Origin of the sequence: Bordetella genomosp. 9 (assembly GCF_002261425.1) — a bacterium.
Taxonomy (GTDB): Bacteria; Pseudomonadota; Gammaproteobacteria; order Burkholderiales; family Burkholderiaceae_B; genus Bordetella_C.
This window is the reverse complement of the sequence record NZ_NEVJ01000001.1, coordinates 914,253-937,520: the sequence shown is the minus strand read 5'-3', so window position 1 is coordinate 937,520 and position 23,268 is coordinate 914,253. Positions and strand designations below refer to the sequence as shown.

The following is a 23,268-nucleotide window of genomic DNA, read 5'->3' as shown; positions in this document are numbered from 1 at the left end:
TGCTGCGCCGCATGGAACCCGGCACTTATAAACATATGCGTTTTTGCCCGATTGACGGCTCGCCCCGGCCGGCATCACAATCCGCAAACTAGTAGTTGTACGAACGACAACGATATAGGCGACAACGATATTGAAGCCGTGCGGGACGTCGCGTCCCGGACAGGCGTCAAGGGAGACAAGGATGCAGGACGACCATAACGAGCGCCACCCGTCGCGGCGCGCGCCGATGACGCCGGAACGAGCCGCGGGAACCCGCCCCGCTCGGCGGTGGCTCGCCCGAGCCGCCGCCGGCCTCTCCGCCTGTGCGGCGCTCGCGGCGGTCCCGGCGATTCCGGCGCACGCCGCCGACGATTGGCCCACCAAGCCGCTGACCATGCTGATTCCCTACGCGCCCGGCGGCACGACGGACATCATCGGCCGCGTCCTGGCGGACAAGGTCGGGCGCATCCTGGGGCAGACCGTCGTCGCCGACAATCGCGGCGGCGCGGGAGGCACCATCGCCGGCACCATGCTGGCCCGATCGAATCCGGACGGCTACACCTTCATGCTGGAGCACATCGGCTTCGCCTTCAACGCGTCGCTGTATCCGCATCTGAGCTACGAGCCGCTGAAGGACATCACACCCGTCGCCTACGTCGGCCAGACGCCGAACGTGCTGGTGGTGACGAATTCCATGCCGGTCAAGACGTTCAAGGAGTTCCTGGACTACGCCCGCGCCCACCCCGGCGCGGTGAACTACGGATCCGGCGGCGTGGGCAGCGCCGGCCACCTGCCCATGGCATGGCTGCAGTCCAAGGAACACCTGACGCTGACGCACATCCCCTACAAGGGTTCCGGGCCGGCCATCACCGACCTGATCTCCGGCCGCATCGAGGCGATGCTGTTGACCATCCCCGCCGTGCTGCCCTACATCCGCAGCGGCCAGGTGCGCCCCCTGGCGACGTCGGGCGCGGCGCGCGCGGCATCGCTGCCGGACCTGCCCACCATGCAGGAGGCGGGCGTGAAGGGCTTCGACTATGAGCCCTGGTACGGCGTATTCGTGCGCACCGGCACGCCGCCGGCCGTGGTCGCCAAGCTGCACGACGCCATCAACAAGGCGCTGGCGGATCCCGATACCCAGAAGAAGATGCTGGAACAGGGACTGGCCGTGCAGACCTGGACGCAGCAGAAGTTCCAGCAGACGGTGCGCGACGATACCCAGAAGTGGCACGGGATCATCACGTCGCTGAACATCAGGATGAACTGACGGCGTCCAGGAGGACGCCGCCGCGCGCGTCAGGCGGCGTTGTCGACCGCCGCCACCGTCTCCAGCATGTCCAGGTAATAGCGCAGCGGCGGCGTGGCCGCGCCGGGCACCTTGGCCAGGTCGTCGTAGCGGCGCAGGCGCACCGCCTCGGCGAAGTAAGGCAGGCGTTCGAAAGCCTCGACTTCCCGCGCGGTGTAAGGACCGCCCTGCAACACCAGGGTGTCCTTGGACGCCTGCGACAGCGTGGACCAGTATTCCGCATCCACCGCGCACAGATAGCGCTTGGCCGGCACGTGCAGGCGCACCGGCGCGATCACGCTCTCGCCCACCAGGCCCAGCAGCGCGCGGGCGCCGATGTCCTGGTGGCGCTTGTCCTCCAGCGTGCTTTCGGCCATGACCAGATGGCCGATGTCGTGCAACAGGCTGGCGGCGATGGTGGCCGGCGTTTCGCCCGCCTGCTCCGCCAGCGCCGCGCATTGCAGCGCATGCTCGGTCTGCGTGATGGCCTCGCGGCCGTAGTAGGCGCTGCCGTAGCCCGCGAACAGGCTTTCGATGCGCGACAGGGTCAAGGCTTCCGACATGGCGGTCCCCTCAGATGAACACTTTGCGGATGCGCGACGACAGCACGTCGATGCCCGTCACGAAGAGGATGATGATGATCATCACCGCGCAGGTCTGGGCGTACTGGAAGCTGCGGATGATTTCCCACAGCACCATGCCGATCCCGCCCGCGCCGACGATCCCCACGACCGACGCCGACCGCACGTTCGATTCGAAGCGGTACAGCGAATAGGAGATCCACAGCGGCAGCACCTGCGGGATCACGCCGAAGACGATTTCCTCGATGGCGCCGGCGCCGGTGGCGCGCACCCCCTCGACGGGCCGCGGATCGATGGCTTCGACGGCCTCGGAGAACAGCTTGGCCAATACGCCCAGCGTGTGCACCCACAAAGCCAGCACGCCCGCGAACGGACCCAGGCCCACCGCCACGATGAACAGCATGGCGAAGACCATTTCGTTGATCGCGCGGCAGGCGTCCATCAGGCGGCGCACCGGCTGGTAGACCCAGGCCGGCACGATGTTGGACGAACAGAGCAGGCTCATCGGCACCGCCAGCACGATCGCCAGGAAAGTGCCCCAGATGGCGATCTGCACCGTCACCAGCATCTCTTCCAGATACATGCGCCAGTCACGGAAGTTCGGCGGGAAGAAATCCCGCGCGAACTGCGACATGTTGCCGGAATCGCGGAACAGGTCCATGGGGCGCATATCCGCCCCATGCCACGACGCGGCCAGCACGGCGATGACGATGGCCCATACCAGCAAGGTAGGCAGGGAGCTCTTGGCGGGCGTGGGCGCGGGGCGCGCCGGGGTCAGGGTGGCGCTCATCGGCTTACTGGGACTTCGCGGCGGCGACCTGCTTGGACAGCTCGGCCAGCCTGGCGTCCATTTCCGCCAGCTTCTGCTGCTTTTCCTGGGCGCTCAGCGTGGTGTCGTGCTCGACCTTGGCGCGCTGGCCGGCCAGGTTGATCTGGCGGATCGGCAGCAACTGGCCGTTGTCCGACGCGACGAAGCCCTTGTAGGTCAGCGCCTGCAGGTTCTTCAGCTCCTGCGCGGCGTTGGGACCGCTCTTGCCGTAGTTGACGAAGAAGGCCTGGATCTTCTGCTTCAGGTCGGCTGGCAGGTCGGTGCGCCACACCAGCGGATCGGCCGGGATCAGCGGCGACTTCCACAGCACGCGCACGGAATCCTCGGGCGACTTGCCGGTGTTGATCTTGTAGCGCTCCATGGCTTCCGTATTGGTGATGGCCACGTCCACCTGGCCGTTCATCGCCGACAGCAGGTTGGTTTCGTGGTTCGCGATGCGGAAGTTCTTGAAGAAGGTCTTGGGATCGATCTTGTTGGCGGCCCACAGGTAGTAGCCGGGAACGGCCGTACCGGACGTGGAGTTGGGATCGCCCGCGCCGTAGCTCATGCCCTTGCCGTTCTTCAGCACGTCGTCCAGGGTGGCGATCTTGCCGTTCTTGGCCGTCACCAGCACCGACCAGTAGCCGGGATTGCCGTCCTTGTCGATGACGTGGGCGAACACTTCCCCCTGCGAACGATCCACGGCCTCGATGGCCGACAGGTTGCCGTACCAGGCCATCTGCACCTTGTTGAAGCGCATGCCTTCGATGATGCCGGCGTAGTCGGAAGCGAAGAAGGGCTTGACCGGCACGCCGATCGCCTTGCTCAGGTCATCGATGACAGGCTGCCAGCCGCTGCGCAGATTGGACGACGATTCCGTCGAAATGATGCCGAAATTCAGGGTCTTCGCGTCCTGGGCGAACGCCGGGGCGGTCAGGGCAGCGGTCGCGATCAGGGCGCAAAAGGTTCTGCGAAGCATGAGGGGTAACTCCGTGTCTTGCGGTAGGAAGGAAAGAAACTAGGCGGCCGCCAGCTGCGGACGCCCGAGGGAAGGTTGCGGCGCCGCGCCTTCGGCCGGTCCGCCGTCCCGCGCCTGCGCGGCCGGCATCAGCTCGTCGAGTTCGGCGCCGTACAGGTCGCGCAGCATCTGCGCGGTCAATTGGGCGGACGGGCCGTCATACACGACCTTGCCGTGGCGCAGCGCGACCACGCGGGGGCAATAGCGCATGGCCACGTCGACCTGGTGCAGCGACACCACGACGGCCACGCCGCGGGTACGGTTGATCTGCGCCAGCGTATCCATGACGCGGCGCGACGATTCCGGATCGAGCGACGCGATGGGTTCGTCGGCCAGGATGGTGCGCGCGTTCTGCACCAGCGTGCGGGCAATGGCCGCGCGCTGCTGCTGCCCGCCGGACAGATTGGATGCGCGCTGGAAGGCATGGCCTTCGATGCCGACCTGCGCCAGCGCGTCCAGGCCGACCTGCACTTCCGCGCGCAGGAACCAGCGCAGCAGGCTGCGATACAGCGGCACGCGCGGCAGCATGCCGGCCAGCACATTGGTAATGACAGGCAGGCGGCCCACCAGGTTGAATTGCTGGAATACGAAACCGATGCCGGCGCGCGCGCGGCGGACGTCGCGGCTGATGCGGCCGTTGCGCTGGATCAGGTCGCCGTTGACGCGGATCTCGCCGGCCCCGGTGTCGCCCGCGACGAAGCCGGCCAGATGGCGCAGCAGCGTGGACTTGCCCGATCCCGAAGCGCCCAGCAGCGCCACCATTTCACCGTCGCGCACTTGCAGGCTCACGTCGTCCAGCGCCTTCTGTCCGGCGCGGAAGGACTTGCTGAGTCCGCGCACTTCGATCGCATAAGTCATCGCCGTAGATCCGCATTCATAAGATGCGGATAGTCTGGAGACGACCAATGACAGCCGCGTGACCATGTAATAAAACATTCAGGCGGTCTTTGGTGACGAGGTGTTGGTTCGTCATCAAACTGAAATACCCAGTCGGTCCGGACGCTGACGCGCCTCGACCGGCGCATTAGTCCGCGGCTTAATACCGATGGCCGAGCCGGCCAGGCCGCGCGCCGCGCGATACCAACTGGTACAAGTCGATTTCTTCGGGCTACTGCCCGCGAACTTTCCGTATCGCGCGCAAGGATGCTTTAAGCATGAGCATGCGGCGGCGCCGCATGCCCCGCTGTAGGCTGCGACCAAAGCATATGGATCATCTCCGCTCCATATGGAGGACGCATCGCCCGGCACCCGGCGCGCAGAATCTCGGGCATGGATGGAGACTGCCCATGGGTTTGCTGAGGACGTTATTCGCGCTGTCGGTGGTGCTGGACCACTCCCCTTTCAACGACGGCAACATGCTGGTCGGGGGCCGACTCGCGGTACAGCTTTTCTACGTCATATCCGGTTTTCTGATCTCCTACATCCTTACCACCAACAAGGCCTACGAGAGCACCGGGCGCTTCTACGAGAATCGCCTGCTGCGGCTGTTCCCGACCTATTTCGCGGTCGCCGTCGTCGCGCTGGCGCTGAACGTCGTGGCGAATCCCGAATTCCTGGACGTCTATCGCCGCGGCCCCAACAGCGCGGACCTGTTCCTGGTGCTGGCCAACCTGTTCATCTTCGGCCAGGACTGGCTGATGTTCTTCGGCATCAAGGGTGGCGAGCTGACGTTGACGGGCAGCTATGCCGACAGCGACGTACCGCTGTACCAGGGCCTGCTGATCCCGCAGGCATGGACACTGGGCGTGGAGCTCAGCTTCTACCTGATCGCGCCGTTCATCCTGCGTTCGATGCGCTGCGTGGTGGCGCTGTTCCTGGCGTCGCTGGCCTTGCGGGCGGTGCTGCTGCACAACGGCGTGGCGCAATCGGATCCGTGGAGCTATCGATTCTTCCCGCTTGAACTCGCGCTGTTCCTGGCGGGCGCGCTATCGCATCGGCTCTTGCTGCCGATATGGCAGAAGCTGAGCGAGCGCTTCCATTACCTGCCCGAACTGGCCACGGGCTTGTTCGTGGTGTACGCGCTGTTCCACTTTTCGGTGACGATCAACCACAACCTGCGCGATGCCCTGGCACTGGCCGCCTTCACCGCCATCCTGCCGTTGACCTTCATCTACCAGGCGCGGCACCGGCTGGACAAAAAAATCGGGCAGCTCAGCTACCCGATCTATATCTCGCATTCCGTCGCCCTGCTGCTGGTGCACCAGGCGACCAGCTGGATGGGCTGGACCAGCGCCCTGTTGATTTCCACCTTGAACGTCCTGCTGTCATTGGTGCTGGCCGTGTTGCTGTGGACCATGATAGACAGCAGGATCGACAAGGTGCGCGAACGCGTCAAGAGCGGCGCGCCGTCAGGCGCTCCGGCGCGCGCCCTGCGCGCCTGAGAACGTGCTGACCAGCGCCTGCGCGATGACGGCGACCACGATGTTCACGAGCAGCGCGACCAGGCCGGTATAGACGCCATAGGTATTGCCGCCCACCACGAAGGCATGCACGGGCTTGATGCCGTCCATGTACGCCAGCGTGGTGCCGGTGGCCAGGCCCACCAGCCAGCCCAGCAGCAGCGGACCGCCACGGAACCAGCCGAAGAACAGGCCGAACACCACCGCCGGGAAGGTCTGCAGTATCCACACGCCGCCCAGCAGCTGCAGATCGAGCGCGAACTGCGTCGGCACGAACACGATGAAGACCAGCGCGCCGACCTTGACCACCAGCGACACGATCTTGGCGACCTTGGCCTCGCCTTCCGACGTGACCGCCGGATTGACGTAGGCCTTCCAGAAGTTGCGCGTGAACAGATTGGCCGCGCCGATCGACATCACCGCCGCCGGCACCAGCGCGCCGATGGCGATGGCGGCGAAGGCGAAGCCCGCGAACCAGCTGGGGAACAAGGTATTGAAGAGCGCGGGCACCACGTCGTTGGGCGTCTTCGGGTGCAGGTTCGCCGCGTAGGCCATATAGCCCAGCAGGGCGATCAGGCCCAGCAGCAGGGTATAGGCCGGCAGGAAGATCGCGTTCTTGCGTATCGTGTCGGCGCTCTTGGCGGCGAAAATGCCCGTGAGCGTGTGCGGATACATGAACGCCGCCAGGGCCGAGCCCAGCGCCAGCGTGGCATAGGGCAGGAACTGCGAGGCTTTCAGCGTCAGCCCCGTGGCGCCGCCTTTCGCCGCGAAACCGGCGGCCGCGGACGAAAACACCGCGCTGTAGCCGCCCAGCTTGGCCGGCACCAGCACGATGGCCACCAGGACCACGATATAGATCATCAGGTCCTTGACGAAGGCGATCAACGCGGGCGCGCGCAGGCCCGCCGAATAGGTATAGAGCGCCAGGATCACGAAAGCGGCGGCCAGGGGCAGTTCGCCCTGCAGGCCCAATGCCTTGATGACGACTTCCATGCCGACCAGCTGCAGCGCGATATAGGGCATGGTCGCGAGCACGCCGGTGGCCGCGATGGCGAGCTCCAGCGGCCGCGACTGGAAGCGCGCGTAGACCACGTCGGCCGACGTCACGTGCCCGGCCTTCTGCGCCACGCGCCACAGGCGCGGCATGATGGTGAAGACGATGGGATACACCAGTATCGTGTACGGCAGCGCGAAGAAGCCATAGGCGCCGACGGCGTAGACCAGCGCCGGCACGGCGATGACCGTATAGGCGGTGTAGAAATCGCCGCCCACCAGGAACCAGGTGATCCAGGTGCCGAAGCGCCGTCCGCCCAGGCCCCACTCATCCAGGTGCGAGGCGGAATCGCCCCGCTGCCAGCGCGAGGCGGCGAAACCCATGACGGTGACGAGCACGAAGAAGAAAATGAACACGCTCAAGGCGGTCCAGTTGATTTGTGCGAGGTCGTTCATTACTCGTCTCCCCGGTGGCGCTGGCTGCGGTAGACGATCCACGTCAGCAAGGCCGTGATGGGCACCCAGAGCAGCTGGTACCAATAGAAGAAGGGAAAACCGAACAGCTCGGGCAATGTCTCGTTATAGAAGGGCACCCAGAGCAAGCCGATGAACGGCAGCAATAGCAGAATCCACATGCCTAGACTCGTTATAGGAAAGGTTGTCTCTTGATATACCGCGATGATGTGTCGCGGGGCGGCAATGATGCCGGTCGCGCGGGGTACGCACGAAGGCGAGGCGCAGAATACTCCCGTCCGGGAATCGGCGCCAAAATGACCATTTCGCTGGTAGGGAGCCGCGATTCAGGGTTTACACCAGGGTAAAATTAGACTAGACTCTATTGCTTGTTGATCTTCGATAGATTCGGCTTGCGTGCGTGATCGCCCGCCGACCTGACGAAGTTCGGATCGGCCTGGGTAGTTCCGGGCATTTTTGCGGCTCCGCCGCACCACCAGCTTCTTCCAGCGCGCCGACCGGGCCGCTGCGACCAAGCGCCCGCCACGGCGGGTTCAGCGGCCTTGACGGCCAGCGTCCTTGCCCTTAATCCCCGCGTCCCCGACGCACCGGCCCGCCCAGGCCCCAGGCCGCGTCCGCCCCAGGCCGCGGCCACCGCTCTTTTCTGGAGACTTTTCATGGCGAAAGAAGAATTGATCGAACTCGACGGCATCGTCGACGAAGTACTGCCCGACGCCCGCTACCGCGTCACCTTGGACAATGGCGTGGAAGTCGGCGCGTATGCGTCTGGACGCCTGCGCAAGCACCGTATCCGTATCCTGGCTGGCGATCGCGTCACCCTGGAAATGTCGCCCTACGACCTGACCAAGGGGCGCATCAATTTCCGTCACAAGGACGCCACGCCGATCGCCCGCCAGGGCGCGCCGGCATACCGTCGCTAGGAACAGCCGCCGTTTCGGCCTGATTTCGATCGAATGCCGCGCCCGCGCTTGCGGTAAGGTTGCGGCTTTTGCGGAATCACCCGGCCAGCCATGGCTACCGAACAGGAATTGCGCGCCGCGGCCGCGCGCGTCGCGGAGGTCCAGAAACAGCTCGCCCTGGCGGACCGGGGCTGGCAGTTGCTGGGCCGGTCACGCGCGGCGTTCATCAGCAGCCTGCGCCACACCGGGCTTTCCTACGCCCACGCCCAGATCAAGTTCGACGACTTCGTGGAAGAACAGCGCCGGCTGTACGAGCACCTGACTCAGGCGCTCGAAGCGGCGCAAACCCACTACGCCCATCTGACAGGCGGCTCGGTCGCCGCGCCGGCCCAGGCCGCGGGGTCCTGAAGGCGGGCCCGGGCCACGCCCTTGCCCAGAGCGGCCCGGACCGCGCGGTCCCGCGGGCCGGCCCACCCCCTACATGCAAAGATTCGCGGTCTGCACCAGGTTTTGCGCGCCATACGTCGAGCGCGAGACCATGCGGATGTCGACCGTGCCGTTGGCGTACTGGAGAACGCGCAGCGCGGAACTGAGCCCCAGGGCGCCGTCCTGCAGGACATCGTAGCCATTGCTGACGGCCTCCACCCGGACCTTCTCGCCCTGGCCTCGCCATCCATCCGCCACGCACTGGGCATAGGCCTGCGGCGATTTGGTCGTATGGCCAAAGAACACGGGGTCTTTTTTCATCAGGTCAGTGGGGGACGTGCAGGCCGCCAGGGCCAGTACGGCGCCGGCGACGCCTAAACGACGGATCATCGGGACATCCTTGGAGATCGAAAACGATCTCGGACTATAGCGCACGGACGCGCGGGGTCAGCCGCCGCATCGCAGCCGCCGCATCGCAGCCGCCGCATCCCGATCGCCGCCTCTCAGCCCCGTATCGCCGACTTCGGCCGGAACGCCTTGACCACCTCGGGGCGCGTCTCCATGTACGGGCCGCCGATCAGGTCGATGCAATACGGCACGGCCGCGAAAATCCCCGGCACGGCCACCGCGCCGTCCTGTCCGCGCAGTCCTTCCAGGGTTTCCTTGATGGCCTTGGGCTGGCCCGGCAGGTTGATGATCAGCGCCGCATGGTCGGCGGTCTCCCGCAACACCGCCACCTGGCGGGAAAGAATCGCCGTGGGAACGAACTTCAGGCTGATCTGCCGCATCTGCTCGCCGAAGCCCGGCATTTCCCGCGTGGCGACCGCCAGCGTCGCTTCCGGCGTGACGTCCCGGCGTGCCGGTCCGGTACCGCCGGTGGTCAGGACCAGATCGCACCCGGCCTGGTCCACCAGTTCGATCAAGGTGGCGGAGATCCCGTCCCGTTCGTCGGGTATCAGGCGATCCACGGCCTGCCACGGCGACGCCAGGGCCTGCCCCAGCCATTCCCGCAGCGCGGGGATGCCCTGGTCCTGGTAGGCGCCCTGCGACGCGCGGTCGGACACGGACACCAGGCCCACGATCAGTTCATCGGGATGGCGGCGCGCAAGGCGCGTGACGGTATTGCTCATGAAGGACACCTGACGGCGGATGGGAATGGATAGGGGGACGGCCTACTATACCGTCCGCCGGCGCCTTCGCGCACATCGCCGCCGCCTGCCCGCGCGCCGGCGACGCCCGCCAGCGTCCCTTACCTGCCCAGGTTGGCGCGTGGATCGAAAGGCGCCTGGCGCTGCAGGTTGCGGTAGGCCTCCTGCATCGCCGGCGTATTGGCCGGCGGCAGCACGACCTCCAGCTCCAGGTACAGATCGCCCGGCGGCTTGCCCGGCAGTCCGCGCCCTTTCAGGCGCAGCTTGCCGCCATTGCGCGACCCCGCGGGTATCGCGACCTCCACCGGACCGCCCGGCGTGGGCGCCGTCACGGTGCCGCCCAGCGCCGCTTCCCAGGGCGCCACGGGCAAGGTCAAGGACAGGTCGCGGCCGTCGACGCGGTACAGCCGGTGCGGCTTGAGACGGACCTCCAGATACAGGTCGCCCGCGCCGCCGCCCGCGTAGCCGGCCATGCCCTGCCCCGCCAGGCGGATGCGCTGGCCTTCGCGGATGCCGGGAGGAATCTTCACGCTGAGCTTGCGCTCCTGCAGCCGCGGACGTCCCTGCTCGTCCATTTTCATGGACCGCAGGCTGATCTCCCGTTCGGCGCCATGCAGGGCGTCTTCCAGGTCGACTTCGATGGTGGCGTGGTGGTCCTCGCCACGCGCGCGGAACCCGCGCGTCCGCTTGCGGGTCGCGTTGCCGAACAGCGACGAAAAGAACTCGCTGAAGTCGGCGTCTTCCGCCCCGTTGGCCGACGTGAACTCGAAGCCCTGGTCCCAGCCCGGCGGCGGCCGATGCCCGCCGCCCGCCGATACGCCGGCCGCCAGGTCGTCATAAGCGGCGCGCTTTTCCGCGTCGCGCAGGACGTCATAGGCCTCGTTGATGTCGCGCATGCGCGCTTCCGCATTGGGCTCGGTGCTGACGTCGGGATGGTATTGCCGCGCCAGCTTGCGATAGGCACGGCGCAGCTCGTCGTCGCCCACGCCGCGTTCCACGCCCAGAATGTCGTAATAGTCTTTGAACTCCATAGCGCCCGTTCCCGGAGACCGGGTCATAAACTTTCAGATAGTGGATATATCGGGGTGGATGGCCTGTTTTCAATGTAAGGCAGCCGCATGGCTACCAGAACGCTACACCGGCAGCAGCGGTCCGGCGATCAGCCGTCAGGGGGATTGCAGCAACTCAACAGTTGCGGGAACAAAATGTAGCGCGACGACGGGCTTTGCGACAGAATGAGTGCCGTTCATATCAGCCAGGCAGCAGGCTTGCTCCGTCGCCAAACCCTCACGATCCAACAGCAGATCCTACTGCTGGCCGGCACGCTCTGCCTGGCCCTCGTGGCGGCGGCGGCCGGTGGCGCGGCCTACATGGGCCAGCGCCAGACCCGGGACCTGATCGAGCAGCACGTGGCCGATATCGCCGGCGCCATGGCGCGCACGCTGGACCGCGACATGTTCGAGCGCTTCCGCGAAATCCGCAACCTGGCGGAAGCGCCCACCACCCGCACCATGGACCCCGCGGCATTGCGCGGCCTGCTGACCGGCCGCCAGCAATCGATGACCGACTATGCCTGGATGGGGGTGACCGACCCGGCGGGCAACGTCATCGTCTCCACACAGGGCAAGCTGGAAGGCAGCTCCGTCGCCGATCGCATGTGGTTCAAGCGGGGCCGCGAGGCGCCCAACATCGGCGACGTCCGCGAATCCAATATGCTGAACGAGCTGCTGGGCCGTCCGCGCGGCAAAGGCTTCCGCTTCGTCGAGATCTCCGCCCCCATCGTCGACCGGGGCCGGCTGCTGGGTGTCCTGGGCGCCCATCTGAGCTGGACCTGGGCCGCCGACGTCCGGCGCACCATGCTGGAGGCCGACACGTCCGGCGGCGTCCGCGACCTGTGGATACTGTCTTCGGACGGCACCATGCTGCTGGGCCCGCGGCTGGGGAGCCGGCCTTTCTCCGACGAACGGATCGCCCGGATGCGCGCCTCCGGCCAGGGCTACTTCGAGCTGCAGACGGACCAGGGCGAAATGCTGACCGGCTACGCCCTGGCGTCCGGCTATCGCGACTACCCGGGCCGCAACTGGATCATCGTCGCGCAGCAGCCGTCGCGCGATGCCTATGCGGCCGTCCGGCGGCTGGAGTGGCGCGTGCTGATCCTGAGCGTGCTGATCAGCATCGCCGGCATCGCCCTGATGTGGACCATCGCCAAGCGCATCGCGCGGCCGCTGCGCGCCTTGACCGAGGCCGCCAGCCTCCTGGGCCGGGACGAGACGGTCACCATGCTGCCCCGCCTGGCCGGCGCCCGTGAAATCGTCGACCTGTCCGCCGCGTTGCGGTCGCTGATGCGGCGCCTGGACGTCGAGCAGGCGCGCGCCGAGCATGCCCAGCGCCGCGCCCAGATCGAGGAGCAGCGCTACGTGCAGGAAATCAGCGAACTGCGCAAGGCCGCGGGCATCGACCCGCTGTCCGGCCTGCTCAACCGCCGTTCCTTCCTGTACGCCGCCGCCATGCTGATGGCCGAGCAGAGTTCGCGCATGGGCCAGGTCGCGGTCATCATGGCCGATATCGATTTCTTCAAGCTGGTCAATGACAACCATGGCCATGGGGCCGGCGACGCCACCATCCGCAAAGTCGGCGAAATACTGACAGGATCGGTCCGCGAACACGACCTGGTCGCCCGCTTCGGCGGCGAGGAGTTCGTCATCCTGCTGGCCGGGGCCTCGCCCAATGCCGTCCTGGCCACGGCCGAGCGCATGCGCCGGAACGTCCAGGAAACGCCCATCGAATACCACCACGTGACCATACGCATCACCATCAGCCTGGGCATCGCGGTCGCCAGCGCGCGCGACGCGGACATCCAGGCCGTCATCGAAAGCGCCGATCACGCCTTGTACCGGGCCAAGCAGCGCGGCCGCAACCGCGCCGTCCTGTCCGCCTGACCGTCGATGCCCGGGCCCTGCTCTTCCTGGCGCCGGCGCACCGATCCGCGCGCTGCTAGTATCTGTATACGCGCGACGGATCCCGTCCCATCTTCGCGCGGATAAACCTGGAGGAGACCGTGGCCGTACCGCTGACCCTATATGTCGACGCCCAGTTCCTGAGCCCCTACGCGCTATCGGCGTACGTGGCGCTGGAGGAAAAAGGGCTGGACTTCGAGGTCAGGCAGATCGATCTGGAGCAGGGCGACCAGCGCGCCGCGCCTTTCCTGCACCGTTCGCCCATCGGCAAGGTGCCGGTGCTGGCGCATCTGGATTTCTACCTGAGCGAATCGAGCGCCATCGCCGAATACCTGGAGCAGGCGTTTCCGCCGCCCGAGTACGCGGCCCTGTATCCCGCCGATCCGCGTCCGCGCGCGCAAGCGCGGCAAGTGCAATCCTGGCTGCGCAGCGATCTGCACGCCCTGCGCCGCGATCGTCCCACCGAAGTCGTTTTCGAAGGCACGCGTCCCGCGCCCCTCACCGACGCCGCCCTGTGCGACGCCGCGCTGCTGGTACGGGTGGCCAGCTCGCTGCTCGCCCATGGGCAGGCGCACCTGTTCGGCGCCTGGTCGCTGGCCGATCTGGATCTGGCCCTGATGCTCAATCGCCTGGCGATCCCCGGCGATGACCTGCCGGAACCGTTGCGGGACTATGCCCAGGCCCAGTGGAATCACCCCGGCGTGCGCCGCTGGCTGGCCAGCCGGGGCTAGCCGCGCGCCCAGGCGCGCGGCGTATTCCGATCAGCCGGCCCGCTGCTGCAGGATCTCCACCGCGGGCAGCGTCTTGCCTTCCAGGAACTCCAGGAAGGCGCCGCCGCCGGTCGAGATATAGCCCACCTTGTCCGTGATGCCGAACTTGGCGATCGCCGCCAGGGTATCGCCGCCGCCAGCGATGGAAAACGCCGACGATTCGGCGATCGCGCGAGCGATCACCTCGGTCCCGTGCGAGAACTGTTCGAACTCGAACACACCCACCGGCCCGTTCCACACGATGGTGCCGGCCTTCTTCAGGATGCCCGCCAGGGCCTGCGCGGTCTGCGGGCCGATGTCCAGCACCATGTCGTCGGCGCCGATCGCGTCGGCGGCCTTGACCGTCGCCGGCGCGTCCGCGCCGAAGCTCGGCGCGCAGACCACGTCCGTCGGAATGGGTACATCCGCACCGCGCTTGCGCATGATGTCGATGACGGCCACGGCTTCGCTCTTCTGGTCGGGCTCCGCCAGCGACTTGCCGATGGACTTGCCCGCCGCCAGCATGAAGGTGTTGGCGATGCCGCCGCCCACCACCAACTGGTCGACCTTGCCCGCCAGCGACTGCAGGATGCTCAGCTTGGTGGATACCTTGGAACCGCCCACGATGGCGACCAGCGGCCGCTTGGGTTCGTGCAGGGCGCGGCCCAGCGCGTCCAGCTCGGCCTCCAGCAAGGGGCCGGCGCAGGCCACCGGCGCGAATTGGGCGATGCCGTAGGTCGTGGCTTCGGCCCGATGCGCGGTGCCGAAGGCATCGTTGACGTAGACGTCGCACAGCGCGGCCATCTTGCGCGACAGGGCTTCGTCGTTTTTCTTTTCGCCGGGATTCACCCGGCAGTTTTCCAGCAGGACGACCTGGCCCGGCGCCACCTGCACGCCGTCCACCCAGTCGCGTACCAGCGGGACGGGGCTGCCCAGCAGCTCGGACAGGCGGCGACCGACGGGGGCCAGGCTGTCGGCATCGGTGAGCTGGCCTTCCTTCGGCCGGCCCAGATGGGAAGTCACCATCACCGCGGCGCCGGCATCCAGCGCCATGCGGATGCCCGGCACGGAGGCGCGGATGCGCGTGTCTTCCGTGATGTTGCCGGCGTCGTCGAGCGGCACGTTGAAATCGGCACGAATGAAAACGCGCTTGCCTTTCAGCGCGCCGGCCTTGGCCAGCGCGGACAAAGTATTTACCTTGGACATTACAACCTCCCCATTATTCCCACGACGTGCAAAAAAAAGGAACGTCGAGCGTCCCTTTGCCGTTGCCCGAAGAAACAGGTGTTCCCCCGATCGCGGACGCCGAGGATCCGGGTCCCCCGGTCCTCGGGCGTCGCCCCCTTGAGGGGGAAGCGCGCAGCGCTTCGGGGGTGGGCTTACTTTGCGTTCATCAGCGCGACGGTGGTGTCCAGCATCCGGTTGCTGAAGCCCCACTCGTTGTCGTACCACGACGACACCTTGACCAGCGCGCCGGACACCTTGGTCAGCGTGGCGTCGACCGTGCTCGAGGCCGGGTTGTGGTTGTAGTCCACCGAGACCAGCGGTTCGGTGTTGTACTCCAGAATGCCCTTCAGCGCGCCCTGCGAGGCGGCCTTCAGGATACCGTTGACTTCCTCGACCGAGGTCTCGCGCTTGGCGATGAAGGACAGGTCGACGATCGACACGTTGATGGTCGGCACGCGGATCGCGAAGCCGTCCAGCTTGCCGTTCAGTTCCGGCAGCACCAGGCCCACCGCGGCGGCGGCGCCGGTCTTGGTGGGGATCATGCTCATGGTGGCCGAACGGGCGCGACGCAGGTCTTCGTGATAGACGTCGGTCAGCACCTGATCGTTGGTGTAGGAGTGGATCGTCGTCATCAGGCCCGACACCACGCCCAGTTCGTCATGCAGCGGCTTGACCAGCGGGGCCAGGCAGTTGGTGGTGCAGGACGCGTTGGAAATGACGGTGTGCTCGGGCTTCAGGGTCTGGTGGTTGACGCCGTACACGACGGTGGCGTCGACGTCCTTGCCGCCGGGCGCCGAGATGATCACCTTCTTGGCGCCGCCCTTCAGGTGCGCGCTGGCTTTTTCCTTGCTGGTGAAAAAGCCGGTGCATTCCAGCACCACGTCCACCTTGAGGTCGCCCCAGGGCAGCTCAGCCGGATTGCGATTGGCCAGCACGCGGATCTTGTCGCCGTTGACGACCATGTAGTCGCCGTCGACTTCCACCGTGCCGGGGAAGCGGCCGTGCGCCGTGTCGTAGCGCGTCAGGTGCGCATTGGTCTTGGGATCGCCGAGGTCGTTGATGGCGACGATCTGGATGTCGTGCTTCTTGCCGCTTTCATAGTGCGCGCGCAGGACGTTGCGTCCGATGCGGCCGTAGCCGTTGATGGCAACACGTATGGTCATGACTCGATCTCCTCGTTTACAAAACCTGTTTGACGGCAGCGGCGACTTTCTCGGCGGTCAGGCCGAAGAAGGGGAACAGCACGCCGGCCGGCGCCGACTCGCCATAGCGGTCGATACCGACGACCGCGCCTTCCAGTCCCACGTATTTGTGCCAGAGGCCGGTCGTTCCGGCCTCGACGGCGACGCGCGGCACGCCCTTGGGCAGCACGGCGGCGCGCCAATCGGCGTCCTGTTTGTCGAACACGTCCGTGCTGGGCATGGATACCACCCGCACCGCGACGCCTTCCTTGGCCAGCAAGTCCTGTGCTGCGAGCGCCAGGGCGACCTCGGACCCGGTGGCGATGATGACCGCGCGGGCGTCGGGCGCATCGCGCAGCACATAGCCGCCGCGCGCGATCGCGGCGATGGTGGCCTCGTCGCGCGGCACGAAAGGCAGGTTCTGGCGCGACAGCAGCAGCGCGCTGGGACCGCCATCGTGCACATCCATGCCGATGCTGGCCGGGCGGCTGACCGCCTCGATCCAGGCGACGGCGGTTTCGGTGGTGTCGCAGGGGCGCCATACCGACAGATTCGGAATCAGGCGCAGGCTGTTGGCATGTTCGATCGACTGGTGCGTGGGGCCGTCTTCGCCCAGGCCGATGGAATCGTGCGTGAACACGTGCACCACCCGCTGCTTCATGAGCGCCGCCATGCGCAGGCCGTTGCGCGAGTAGTCGGAGAACGTCAGGAACGTGCCGCCGAAAGGCAGGTAGCCGCCATGCAGGGCAATGCCGTTCATGATGGCGGCCATGCCGAATTCGCGCACGCCGTAGTTGATGTGGCGGCCGAACTGGATGGCCTTGTCGCCGGCGCGCACGGGCGCCACGCCCTTCCAGTCGGTGTAGTTGGAGCCGGTCAGGTCGGCCGAGCCGCCCAGCAGTTCCGGCAAGGCCTGGGCCAGCGCGCCGATCGCGTACTGCGAGGCCTTGCGGGTGGCCACCGTTTCCGCCTTTTCCACCGTGGCGGCGACGAAGGCGCGTGCCTTGTCGGCGAAATCGGCGGGCAGTTCGCCCCGCATGCGGCGGGTGAATTCCGCGGCTTCGGCGGGGAACTGCCGCGCATACGCGTCGAAACGCGTCTGCCATTCGTTCTGGGCCATGGAGCCCGCCCGGCGCGCATCCCAGCCTTCGTAGACGTCCGCAGGAATCACGAAGGGTTCATGCTGCCAGTTCAGGGCGGCGCGCGTGGCGGCGATCTCATCCTTGCCCAGCGGCGCGCCGTGGACCTTGTCGGTGCCCGCCACGTTGGGCGCGCCCTTGCCGATGACGGTACGGCAGGCGATCAGGGTCGGACCGCCATGGCTGGCGGCGTTCGCGCGCGCCTGGCGCAGGGCGGCGTCGACCGCGTCGACGTCGTGGCCATCGACGCCGCGGATCACGTTCCAGCCATAGGCTTCGAAGCGCTTGGCCGTGTCGTCGCCGAACCAGGCTTCCACCTTGCCGTCGATCGAAATACCGTTGTCGTCGTACAGCACGACGAGCTTGGACAGGCGCAGCGTGCCGGCCAGCGAGCAGACTTCGTGCGAGATGCCTTCCATCAGGCAGCCGTCGCCGACGAAGGCATAGGTGTGGTGATCCACCACGCTATGGCCCGGGCGGTTGAATTCCGCCGCCAGCAGGGCTTCGGCCAAGGCCATGCCGACGGCATTGCCCAGGCCCTGGCCCAGCGGGCCGGTGGTGGTTTCGACGCCGGCGGTGATGCCGACTTCCGGATGCCCCGGCGTGCGCGAGTGCATCTGGCGGAACTGCTTGATTTCTTCGATGGGCAGGTCGTAGCCCGTCAGGTGCAGCAGCGAGTACAGCAGCATCGAGCCGTGGCCGTTGGAAAGCACGAAGCGGTCGCGGCCGGGCCAGGCCGGATCGGCCGGATTGTGGCGCAGGTGGCGCGTCCACAGCGCCTGCGCGATTTCCGCCATGCCCATGGGAGCACCCGGGTGCCCGGAGTTCGCCTGCTGTACGGCGTCCATCGCCAAAGCGCGGATGGCATCCGCCAAAGAAGGTTGTCGGGCGGTCGGATTGCTCATTCTGGAAGGGCTCGCTGCGCACGCTGTCCCGGCGGGGATAGACAAGCGCCGGGCCTGGGGTTTGAAGAGCTCACGATTTTAGCATCCGGGCGGGGGCCGGCCGGCCGCGCGGCCTCGCCCGGGCGAACTAGGGCACGGCCGGCCATATGATGGACCGCGGCTGCGCCATGGGCGGACCAGGGGATGGACCACGGAGCGCCGGCGGGTAAGATGCGGCGGACATCCGCACGTTTACGATGGCCGCCCAGGCCCGCATCCCATGCCCAGCCCTCGCTTCTATTGTTCCTTCGCCCTCGCGCCGCATGCGCGCATCGAACTGCCCGACGCCATCGCGCACCATGCCGCGCGCGTCCTGCGCCTGCGCGATGGCGACACGGCGGTGCTGTTCGACGGCACGGGCGGGGAATATCCGGCGACGCTGGCGATCAACGGCAAGTCGGTGCACGCCGAGCTGGGCGCGCACGATACCCGCGAGGCCGAACTGGCGGGGACCATCACCCTGGTCCAGGGCCTGCCGTCGGGCGACAAAATGGACTGGATCGTCGAAAAAGCCGTTGAACTGGGCGTACAGCGGCTGGTGCCCGTCGCCGCGCAGCGCAGCGTCCTGCAGCTGAACGGCGAACGGCAGGACAAGCGCCTGGCGCACTGGCGGCGCATCGCCACGGCCGCCAGCGAGCAATGCGGGCGCAACAGGCTGATGCGGATCGAGCCGGTCACGCCGCTGGCGCGCTGGCTGGAAACCGCTGCTGCGGGGCCCCGGCTGCTGTGCCATCCGGACAACGGCAGTCCGCTGAAGACGGCGCTACGGGATATCGGGGACGCGCGGTCGATCGCGCTGCTGGTGGGGCCGGAAGGCGGCTGGTCGGACGCGGAGCGCGACGCCGCGCGGGCGGCCGGGGTGGACGTGGTCAGCTTCGGCCCGCGGGTGCTGCGCACCGAAACCGCCGGACTGGCGCTGGCGGCCGCGGCCACGGCGCTGCTCGACTGGGATGGGCCCGGGCTTCAGTCGGCTTCGCCATAAGGCGCGGCGGCCACGCCGGGTTCCGCCGCGGGGTGCGCGCCCGCGTGTTCCACGACATAGGCGAACAGCCGGCCGTTTTCACGGGCGTATTCGGTGACATCCTCGCAGATGGAGCGTATGCGCGCCGCGTCTTCTTCCAAAGCGGGATCGCCGGAATGCAGCTTGTGCAGCCACAACACGACGCCGACTTTCTGATCCAGTACGGTGTCGGACAGGCAATCCGACAATTCATCGAAACTGCGGAAGTGCATCGGAAAGTCCACCGCCTTGGCGATGGCCCGGAATACGGCCGACCGGCTGCGCGCGCGATCGCAGTCCGCGACGTACAAGGCCGCGCGCAATTCGCCGGCGGCATCCGCCACCGATTCCCTATCCAGCGCAGCAGCATCGAGCTCGCCGCCTCGCTGCAACTGTCGCTGCAATGCGGGCTGACCTGTTCTGGCCATGCTCGGACCTCCTGCAAAAAAACGACCGCGAGTCATCCGCGGATTACGCTGCATCGTATCGGCATAAACCGGTTCGATCAATCGCGCCGCGCCATGTTTTTGCGCGCCCCCGATCCACGCGATATCCACGGTCGGCGCATTGGATTCGGAAGATACAACGAGCAGGATGCAATGAAAAGGGCCGGAGCCCGGGCGGCTGCCCGGGGCTCCGGCCCCTGGGACCGGCGCCGGCCATGGCTGGCCGGTCGCGGCTTCGGTTGCGCTTCCTTAGCGGCGGTTGTTGGCGTCCACCACGGCCAGGGCCGTCATGTTGACGATGCGGCGCACCGTGGAACTGGACGTCAGGATATGCACCGGCGCGTTGGCGCCCAGCAGGAAGGGACCGACGGCCACATTCCCGCCGGCCGCCGTCTTCAGCAGGTTGTACGCGATGTTGCCCGAATCGACGTTGGGACATACCAACAGATTGGCGCTTCCTTTCAGCGTCGACGACGGCAGGATGCGCATGCGCAGTTCCTCGTCCAGCGCGCAATCGCCATGCATTTCGCCGTCGATTTCGATCTCGGGCGCGCGCTCGCGCACCAGTAGCAGCGCTTCGCGCATCTTCTCGCCCGACGACGAACTGCCGGAACCGAAGTTCGAACGCGACAGCAAGGCGACCTTGGGCGCGACGTTCAGGCGGCTCATTTCCTGCGCGGCGGCGATGGTGAACTCGGCGATCTGTTCGGCGGTGGGATCTTCGTTGATGTGCGTATCCACTAGCACCACCGTACGCTCGGACAGCAACAGGATGCTCATCGCGGCGTAGACGTTGCTGCCGGCACGCTTGCCGATCACTTCGTCGACGAAGCGCAGGTGATCGGCGTACGCGCCGACCGTGCCGCAGATCATCGCGTCGGCGTCGCCCAGGTGGACCATCATCGCGCCGATCAGCGTCAGGCGGCGGCGCATTTCCACGCGCGCCATCTCCTTGGTGATGCCGCGGCGGCACATCAATTCCCAATACGTGGTCCAGTAGCGGTGGAAGCGCTCGTCGTATTCGGGGTTGGTGACTTCGACGTCTTCGCCCAGGCGGATGCGCAGGCCCAGGCGCTCGATGCGCGCGGCCAGCACGGCCGGACGGCCGACCAGGATGGGCTTGGCCAGGCCTTCGTCCACCACCACCTGCACGGCGCGCAGCACGCGCTCGTCTTCGCCTTCCGTGAACACCACGCGCGACTTGGCGCCTTCGCGCACCAGGCGCTTGGATGCCGCGAACACCGGCTTCATGAAAGCGCCGGAGTGGTAGACGAACTGCTGCAGCTGTTCGACATAGTTGTCCATGTCGGCCAGCGGACGCGTCGCCACGCCCTCTTCCATCGCGGCCTTGGCCACGGCGGGGGCGATGCGCACGATCAGGCGCGGATCGAACGGCTTGGGAATGAAGTATTCGGGTCCGAAGCAGAGGTCGAAGGTACCGTACGCGGCCGCCACGACTTCGCTCTGTTCTTCCTGCGCCAGCTTGGCGATGGCGTACACGGCGGCTTTTTCCATGCCGCGCGTGATGGTGGTCGCGCCCACGTCCAGCGCGCCGCGGAAGATATACGGGAAGCACAGGACATTGTTGACCTGGTTCGGGTAATCCGAGCGGCCGGTCGCCATCACGGCGTCGTCGCGCACGCTCTTGACCACTTCCGGCAGGACTTCGGGCGTCGGGTTGGCCAGCGCCAGGATCAAGGGACGGGCGGCCATCGCGGCCACCATGTCCGGTTTCAGCACGTTGCCGGCCGACAGGCCCAGGAAGACGTCGGCGCCTTCGATCACTTCGCCGAGCTTGCGCAGGTCGGTCTTGCGCGCGAAGCGGGCCTTGTCCGGATCCATCAGCGTGGTACGGCCTTCGTACACCACGCCTTCGATATCGGTCACCCAGATGTTTTCGAGGGGCAGGCCCAGGTCCACCATCAGTTCCAGGCAGGCCAGCGCCGCGGCGCCCGCGCCCGAGGTCACCACCTTGACCTTGGCGATGTCCTTGCCCACCACCTTCAGGCCATTGATGAAGGCCGCGGACACCGTGATGGCGGTACCGTGCTGGTCGTCATGGAAGACCGGGATCTTCATGCGTTCGCGCAGCTTGCGCTCCACGACGAAGCATTCCGGCGCCTTGATGTCTTCCAGGTTGATACCGCCGAACGTCGGCTCCAGGCCGGCGATGATTTCCACCAGCTTGTCGGGATCGGTTTCGCTGATTTCGATGTCGAACACGTCCAGGCCGGCGAATTTCTTGAACAGCACGGCCTTGCCTTCCATCACGGGCTTGGACGCCAGCGCGCCGATGTTGCCCAGGCCCAGCACCGCCGTACCGTTGGAGATGACGCCAACCAGATTGCCACGGCTGGTGTAGCGGTAGGCGTTCACCGGATCCGTGACGATTTCTTCGCAGGCGGCCGCGACGCCGGGCGTGTAGGCCAGTGCCAGATCGCGTTGGTTGGTCAGTTGCTTGGTCGGCGTGACCGAGATCTTGCCGGGGCGGTCCTGCTCGTGATATTCGAGCGCGGCCTTGCGCAGATTGGCGTCCATGATCGCTTGATACGTGTGAAGAAAGTTGAAAACCGAAAAGGCAGGATTCTAGTCCCTTGCCGGACCCTGTGCCGGGAATCGGGTCAAAGGGTTCAATCTTACTCCGATGCGGCGGCACGCCCCCCCCACGGCGGCGCGTGGCCGCGCATGATCAAGCCAGCTCGGGGAACAAGCCCGCGGGATCGAAGCTGTCCTTGATGCGCCTGTCGAGCGCCCGCGCGCGCGCCGGCGGCAGCGGCGTAGCCGAGTCGCCGGCGCCTGCGGGTGCGGATGACGATGCGGATGACGATGCAGGTGGGGAGCCCTGCGGCGGCGCTTGCAGGACCAGGCTTTCCAGCCACGCCAGGGTCCCTTCATGGCCATGCAGCAGGCACCCCAGGTTCACGCTGGCGGGCGCGGCCGGCAGCAAGGCATCCAGCCGATAACGGGCCGGCCACGCCGGCTGCTCGGCGCACCAGCGCGCTTCGTCGCCGGACGCCAGGCGGAACAAAGCCGGCACCAGCTGCTGCAGGGTCCCGCTGCGCAATGGCCGGCCATCGTCCGCGCCGAAGGGCCCCAGCGTTTCCACCACGCCGTCGGCCAGCAGTACGCCGGCCTCGTACACGCCTGACAGATCCCCCCGCCCCGTCGGCCAGGCCGCCGCGCGCCGGTCGGCGAACCACGCGGCCAGCGTGCGCGCCGGATCGGCGTCCATGAATTGCGGCAGGCCGACGCCGGCCAGCTCACCCAGCGTGACGCCGGGCCCGGCGCGCCAGCGCGGCACGGCACCCGGTTCGCGCACCAGCGAGGTCAAGGCCGCCGGATCCACCCACAGCACCGGCCGCCCGTCCACCGCCCCGGCCGATCCGGCCAGGACCAGTTGCACCCCGTGCTCCAGGCAAAGCAATCTGGCTTGCCGCACGTCGGCGCCATCGACGGGGGTCCAGCGCGCCCGCGGCGCGGCGTCGGCCGCCTGGATCAGCTTGAGCTCGCCGGCGCACACCCGGCGCAGGCTGTGGCAAAACACCTGCCACGGCGTACGCGGCGTGGCGCGGCCCATCAGAAACGCGCGTCGCGACTGCTGCATGACTACAATTC

At 66.9% G+C, this 23,268-nt stretch carries 22 protein-coding genes; 7 read left to right on the top strand and 15 right to left on the bottom strand.

The genetic code is table 11. The features are described 5' to 3' along the window. Window positions 1-181 precede the first annotated feature (181 nt). Window positions 182-1,246, top strand: coding sequence for a Bug family tripartite tricarboxylate transporter substrate binding protein (locus CAL26_RS04240; protein WP_094845640.1), 1,065 nt, complete (start codon window positions 182-184; stop codon window positions 1,244-1,246). 29 nt (window positions 1,247-1,275) lie between these two features. Here the strand turns inward: CAL26_RS04240 and CAL26_RS04235 are convergent, their stop codons facing one another. Genes CAL26_RS04235 through phnC form a run of 4 tightly spaced genes read right to left on the bottom strand, consistent with a single transcriptional unit; the run spans window position 1,276 to window position 4,529 of the window. Next, window positions 1,276-1,827: an HD domain-containing protein gene (locus CAL26_RS04235; protein WP_094845639.1), complete on the bottom strand. Its 552-nt coding sequence runs from the start codon at window positions 1,825-1,827 to the stop codon at window positions 1,276-1,278. Window positions 1,828-1,837: 10 nt separating this feature from the next. Further along, window positions 1,838-2,635: a phosphonate ABC transporter, permease protein PhnE gene (phnE, locus tag CAL26_RS04230; protein ID WP_094845638.1), complete on the bottom strand. Its 798-nt coding sequence runs from the start codon at window positions 2,633-2,635 to the stop codon at window positions 1,838-1,840. A 4-nt stretch (window positions 2,636-2,639) separates the two neighbouring features. After that, window positions 2,640-3,632 carry a phosphonate ABC transporter substrate-binding protein gene (gene phnD, locus CAL26_RS04225; protein ID WP_094845637.1) on the bottom strand — a complete coding sequence of 331 codons (993 nt, stop codon included), beginning with the start codon at window positions 3,630-3,632 and terminating at the stop codon, window positions 2,640-2,642. Window positions 3,633-3,671: 39 nt separating this feature from the next. After that, window positions 3,672-4,529, bottom strand: coding sequence for a phosphonate ABC transporter ATP-binding protein (phnC, locus tag CAL26_RS04220; protein ID WP_094845636.1), 858 nt, complete (start codon window positions 4,527-4,529; stop codon window positions 3,672-3,674). A 428-nt stretch (window positions 4,530-4,957) separates the two neighbouring features. Between phnC and CAL26_RS04215 the strand changes: the two genes are divergently transcribed. After that, a complete protein-coding gene (locus CAL26_RS04215; protein WP_094845635.1) occupies window positions 4,958-6,052 on the top strand; it encodes an acyltransferase family protein in 1,095 nt (364 codons plus the stop codon). Here CAL26_RS04215 and mctP read toward each other — a convergent pair. Both mctP and CAL26_RS04205 read right to left on the bottom strand, forming a co-directional pair. After that, a complete protein-coding gene (mctP, locus tag CAL26_RS04210; RefSeq protein ID WP_094845634.1) occupies window positions 6,020-7,519 on the bottom strand; it encodes a monocarboxylate uptake permease MctP in 1,500 nt (499 codons plus the stop codon). The genes CAL26_RS04215 and mctP overlap by 33 nt on opposite strands. Then, the gene (locus CAL26_RS04205; RefSeq protein WP_086063493.1) at window positions 7,519-7,698 is read right to left on the bottom strand and encodes a DUF3311 domain-containing protein; all 180 of its coding nucleotides are present in this window, start codon (window positions 7,696-7,698) and stop codon (window positions 7,519-7,521) included. Before CAL26_RS04205 ends, mctP begins: the two co-directional genes overlap by 1 nt. A 495-nt stretch (window positions 7,699-8,193) precedes the next feature. Here CAL26_RS04205 and infA point away from each other — a divergent pair, with 495 nt between their 5' ends. After that, a complete protein-coding gene (gene infA, locus CAL26_RS04200; protein ID WP_094845633.1) occupies window positions 8,194-8,457 on the top strand; it encodes a translation initiation factor IF-1 in 264 nt (87 codons plus the stop codon). A gap of 90 nt (window positions 8,458-8,547) precedes the next feature. Next, a complete protein-coding gene (locus tag CAL26_RS04195; protein WP_094845632.1) occupies window positions 8,548-8,844 on the top strand; it encodes a hypothetical protein in 297 nt (98 codons plus the stop codon). A 69-nt stretch (window positions 8,845-8,913) separates the two neighbouring features. Here the strand turns inward: CAL26_RS04195 and CAL26_RS04190 are convergent, their stop codons facing one another. The 3 genes from CAL26_RS04190 to CAL26_RS04180 form a co-directional block, all read right to left on the bottom strand. Further along, a complete protein-coding gene (locus tag CAL26_RS04190; RefSeq protein ID WP_094845631.1) occupies window positions 8,914-9,252 on the bottom strand; it encodes a hypothetical protein in 339 nt (112 codons plus the stop codon). Between the two features lie 113 nt (window positions 9,253-9,365). Continuing rightward, a complete protein-coding gene (mog, locus tag CAL26_RS04185) occupies window positions 9,366-9,992 on the bottom strand; it encodes a molybdopterin adenylyltransferase (RefSeq protein WP_094845630.1) in 627 nt (208 codons plus the stop codon). A 119-nt stretch (window positions 9,993-10,111) separates the two neighbouring features. Next, the gene (locus CAL26_RS04180) at window positions 10,112-11,041 is read right to left on the bottom strand and encodes a DnaJ C-terminal domain-containing protein (protein ID WP_094845629.1); all 930 of its coding nucleotides are present in this window, start codon (window positions 11,039-11,041) and stop codon (window positions 10,112-10,114) included. Window positions 11,042-11,278: 237 nt separating this feature from the next. Here CAL26_RS04180 and CAL26_RS04175 point away from each other — a divergent pair, with 237 nt between their 5' ends. Then, on the top strand, window positions 11,279-12,949 hold the full coding sequence (locus tag CAL26_RS04175; protein ID WP_179283243.1) for a sensor domain-containing diguanylate cyclase: 1,671 nt from the start codon (window positions 11,279-11,281) through the stop codon (window positions 12,947-12,949). Window positions 12,950-13,068: 119 nt separating this feature from the next. Beyond that, complete coding sequence (gene yfcF, locus CAL26_RS04170; RefSeq protein ID WP_094845627.1) at window positions 13,069-13,698, top strand: glutathione transferase; 630 nt, start codon at window positions 13,069-13,071, stop codon at window positions 13,696-13,698. Between the two features lie 30 nt (window positions 13,699-13,728). Here yfcF and CAL26_RS04165 read toward each other — a convergent pair whose 3' ends face one another. The 3 genes from CAL26_RS04165 to tkt form a co-directional block, all read right to left on the bottom strand. Then, the gene (locus CAL26_RS04165; protein WP_094845626.1) at window positions 13,729-14,922 is read right to left on the bottom strand and encodes a phosphoglycerate kinase; all 1,194 of its coding nucleotides are present in this window, start codon (window positions 14,920-14,922) and stop codon (window positions 13,729-13,731) included. 173 nt (window positions 14,923-15,095) lie between these two features. Next, window positions 15,096-16,106, bottom strand: a complete 1,011-nt coding sequence (gene gap, locus CAL26_RS04160; protein ID WP_094845625.1) for a type I glyceraldehyde-3-phosphate dehydrogenase — start codon at window positions 16,104-16,106, stop codon at window positions 15,096-15,098. A gap of 16 nt (window positions 16,107-16,122) precedes the next feature. Next, window positions 16,123-18,168: a transketolase gene (gene tkt, locus CAL26_RS04155; protein ID WP_094845624.1), complete on the bottom strand. Its 2,046-nt coding sequence runs from the start codon at window positions 18,166-18,168 to the stop codon at window positions 16,123-16,125. A gap of 259 nt (window positions 18,169-18,427) precedes the next feature. Here tkt and CAL26_RS04150 point away from each other — a divergent pair, with 259 nt between their 5' ends. Further along, entirely contained in the window at window positions 18,428-19,189 is a 762-nt protein-coding gene (locus CAL26_RS04150; RefSeq protein ID WP_094845623.1) for a 16S rRNA (uracil(1498)-N(3))-methyltransferase, read from the top strand. Here the strand turns inward: CAL26_RS04150 and CAL26_RS04145 are convergent. From CAL26_RS04145 to CAL26_RS04135, 3 genes are all read right to left on the bottom strand, one after another. Continuing rightward, entirely contained in the window at window positions 19,171-19,635 is a 465-nt protein-coding gene (locus tag CAL26_RS04145) for a barstar family protein (protein ID WP_094845622.1), read from the bottom strand. The genes CAL26_RS04150 and CAL26_RS04145 overlap by 19 nt on opposite strands. Before the next feature lie 267 nt (window positions 19,636-19,902). Continuing rightward, on the bottom strand, window positions 19,903-22,191 hold the full coding sequence (locus CAL26_RS04140; protein WP_094845621.1) for an NADP-dependent malic enzyme: 2,289 nt from the start codon (window positions 22,189-22,191) through the stop codon (window positions 19,903-19,905). Between the two features lie 151 nt (window positions 22,192-22,342). After that, window positions 22,343-23,257, bottom strand: a complete 915-nt coding sequence (locus CAL26_RS04135; RefSeq protein ID WP_094845620.1) for a hypothetical protein — start codon at window positions 23,255-23,257, stop codon at window positions 22,343-22,345. Between the last annotated feature and the right edge of the window lie 11 nt (window positions 23,258-23,268).

Coding starts and splice junctions, on each gene's coding strand:
- CAL26_RS04240 (WP_094845640.1), top strand. CDS start 182: ATGCAGGACGACCATAACGAGCGCCACCCGTCGCGGCGCGCGCCGATG.
- CAL26_RS04235 (WP_094845639.1), bottom strand. CDS start 1,827: ATGTCGGAAGCCTTGACCCTGTCGCGCATCGAAAGCCTGTTCGCGGGC.
- phnE (WP_094845638.1), bottom strand. CDS start 2,635: ATGAGCGCCACCCTGACCCCGGCGCGCCCCGCGCCCACGCCCGCCAAG.
- phnD (WP_094845637.1), bottom strand. CDS start 3,632: ATGCTTCGCAGAACCTTTTGCGCCCTGATCGCGACCGCTGCCCTGACC.
- phnC (WP_094845636.1), bottom strand. CDS start 4,529: ATGACTTATGCGATCGAAGTGCGCGGACTCAGCAAGTCCTTCCGCGCC.
- CAL26_RS04215 (WP_094845635.1), top strand. CDS start 4,958: ATGGGTTTGCTGAGGACGTTATTCGCGCTGTCGGTGGTGCTGGACCAC.
- mctP (WP_094845634.1), bottom strand. CDS start 7,519: ATGAACGACCTCGCACAAATCAACTGGACCGCCTTGAGCGTGTTCATT.
- CAL26_RS04205 (WP_086063493.1), bottom strand. CDS start 7,698: ATGTGGATTCTGCTATTGCTGCCGTTCATCGGCTTGCTCTGGGTGCCC.
- infA (WP_094845633.1), top strand. CDS start 8,194: ATGGCGAAAGAAGAATTGATCGAACTCGACGGCATCGTCGACGAAGTA.
- CAL26_RS04195 (WP_094845632.1), top strand. CDS start 8,548: ATGGCTACCGAACAGGAATTGCGCGCCGCGGCCGCGCGCGTCGCGGAG.
- CAL26_RS04190 (WP_094845631.1), bottom strand. CDS start 9,252: ATGATCCGTCGTTTAGGCGTCGCCGGCGCCGTACTGGCCCTGGCGGCC.
- mog (WP_094845630.1), bottom strand. CDS start 9,992: ATGAGCAATACCGTCACGCGCCTTGCGCGCCGCCATCCCGATGAACTG.
- CAL26_RS04180 (WP_094845629.1), bottom strand. CDS start 11,041: ATGGAGTTCAAAGACTATTACGACATTCTGGGCGTGGAACGCGGCGTG.
- CAL26_RS04165 (WP_094845626.1), bottom strand. CDS start 14,922: ATGTCCAAGGTAAATACTTTGTCCGCGCTGGCCAAGGCCGGCGCGCTG.
- gap (WP_094845625.1), bottom strand. CDS start 16,106: ATGACCATACGTGTTGCCATCAACGGCTACGGCCGCATCGGACGCAAC.
- tkt (WP_094845624.1), bottom strand. CDS start 18,168: ATGAGCAATCCGACCGCCCGACAACCTTCTTTGGCGGATGCCATCCGC.
- CAL26_RS04150 (WP_094845623.1), top strand. CDS start 18,428: ATGCCCAGCCCTCGCTTCTATTGTTCCTTCGCCCTCGCGCCGCATGCG.
- CAL26_RS04145 (WP_094845622.1), bottom strand. CDS start 19,635: ATGGCCAGAACAGGTCAGCCCGCATTGCAGCGACAGTTGCAGCGAGGC.
- CAL26_RS04140 (WP_094845621.1), bottom strand. CDS start 22,191: ATGGACGCCAATCTGCGCAAGGCCGCGCTCGAATATCACGAGCAGGAC.
- CAL26_RS04135 (WP_094845620.1), bottom strand. CDS start 23,257: ATGCAGCAGTCGCGACGCGCGTTTCTGATGGGCCGCGCCACGCCGCGT.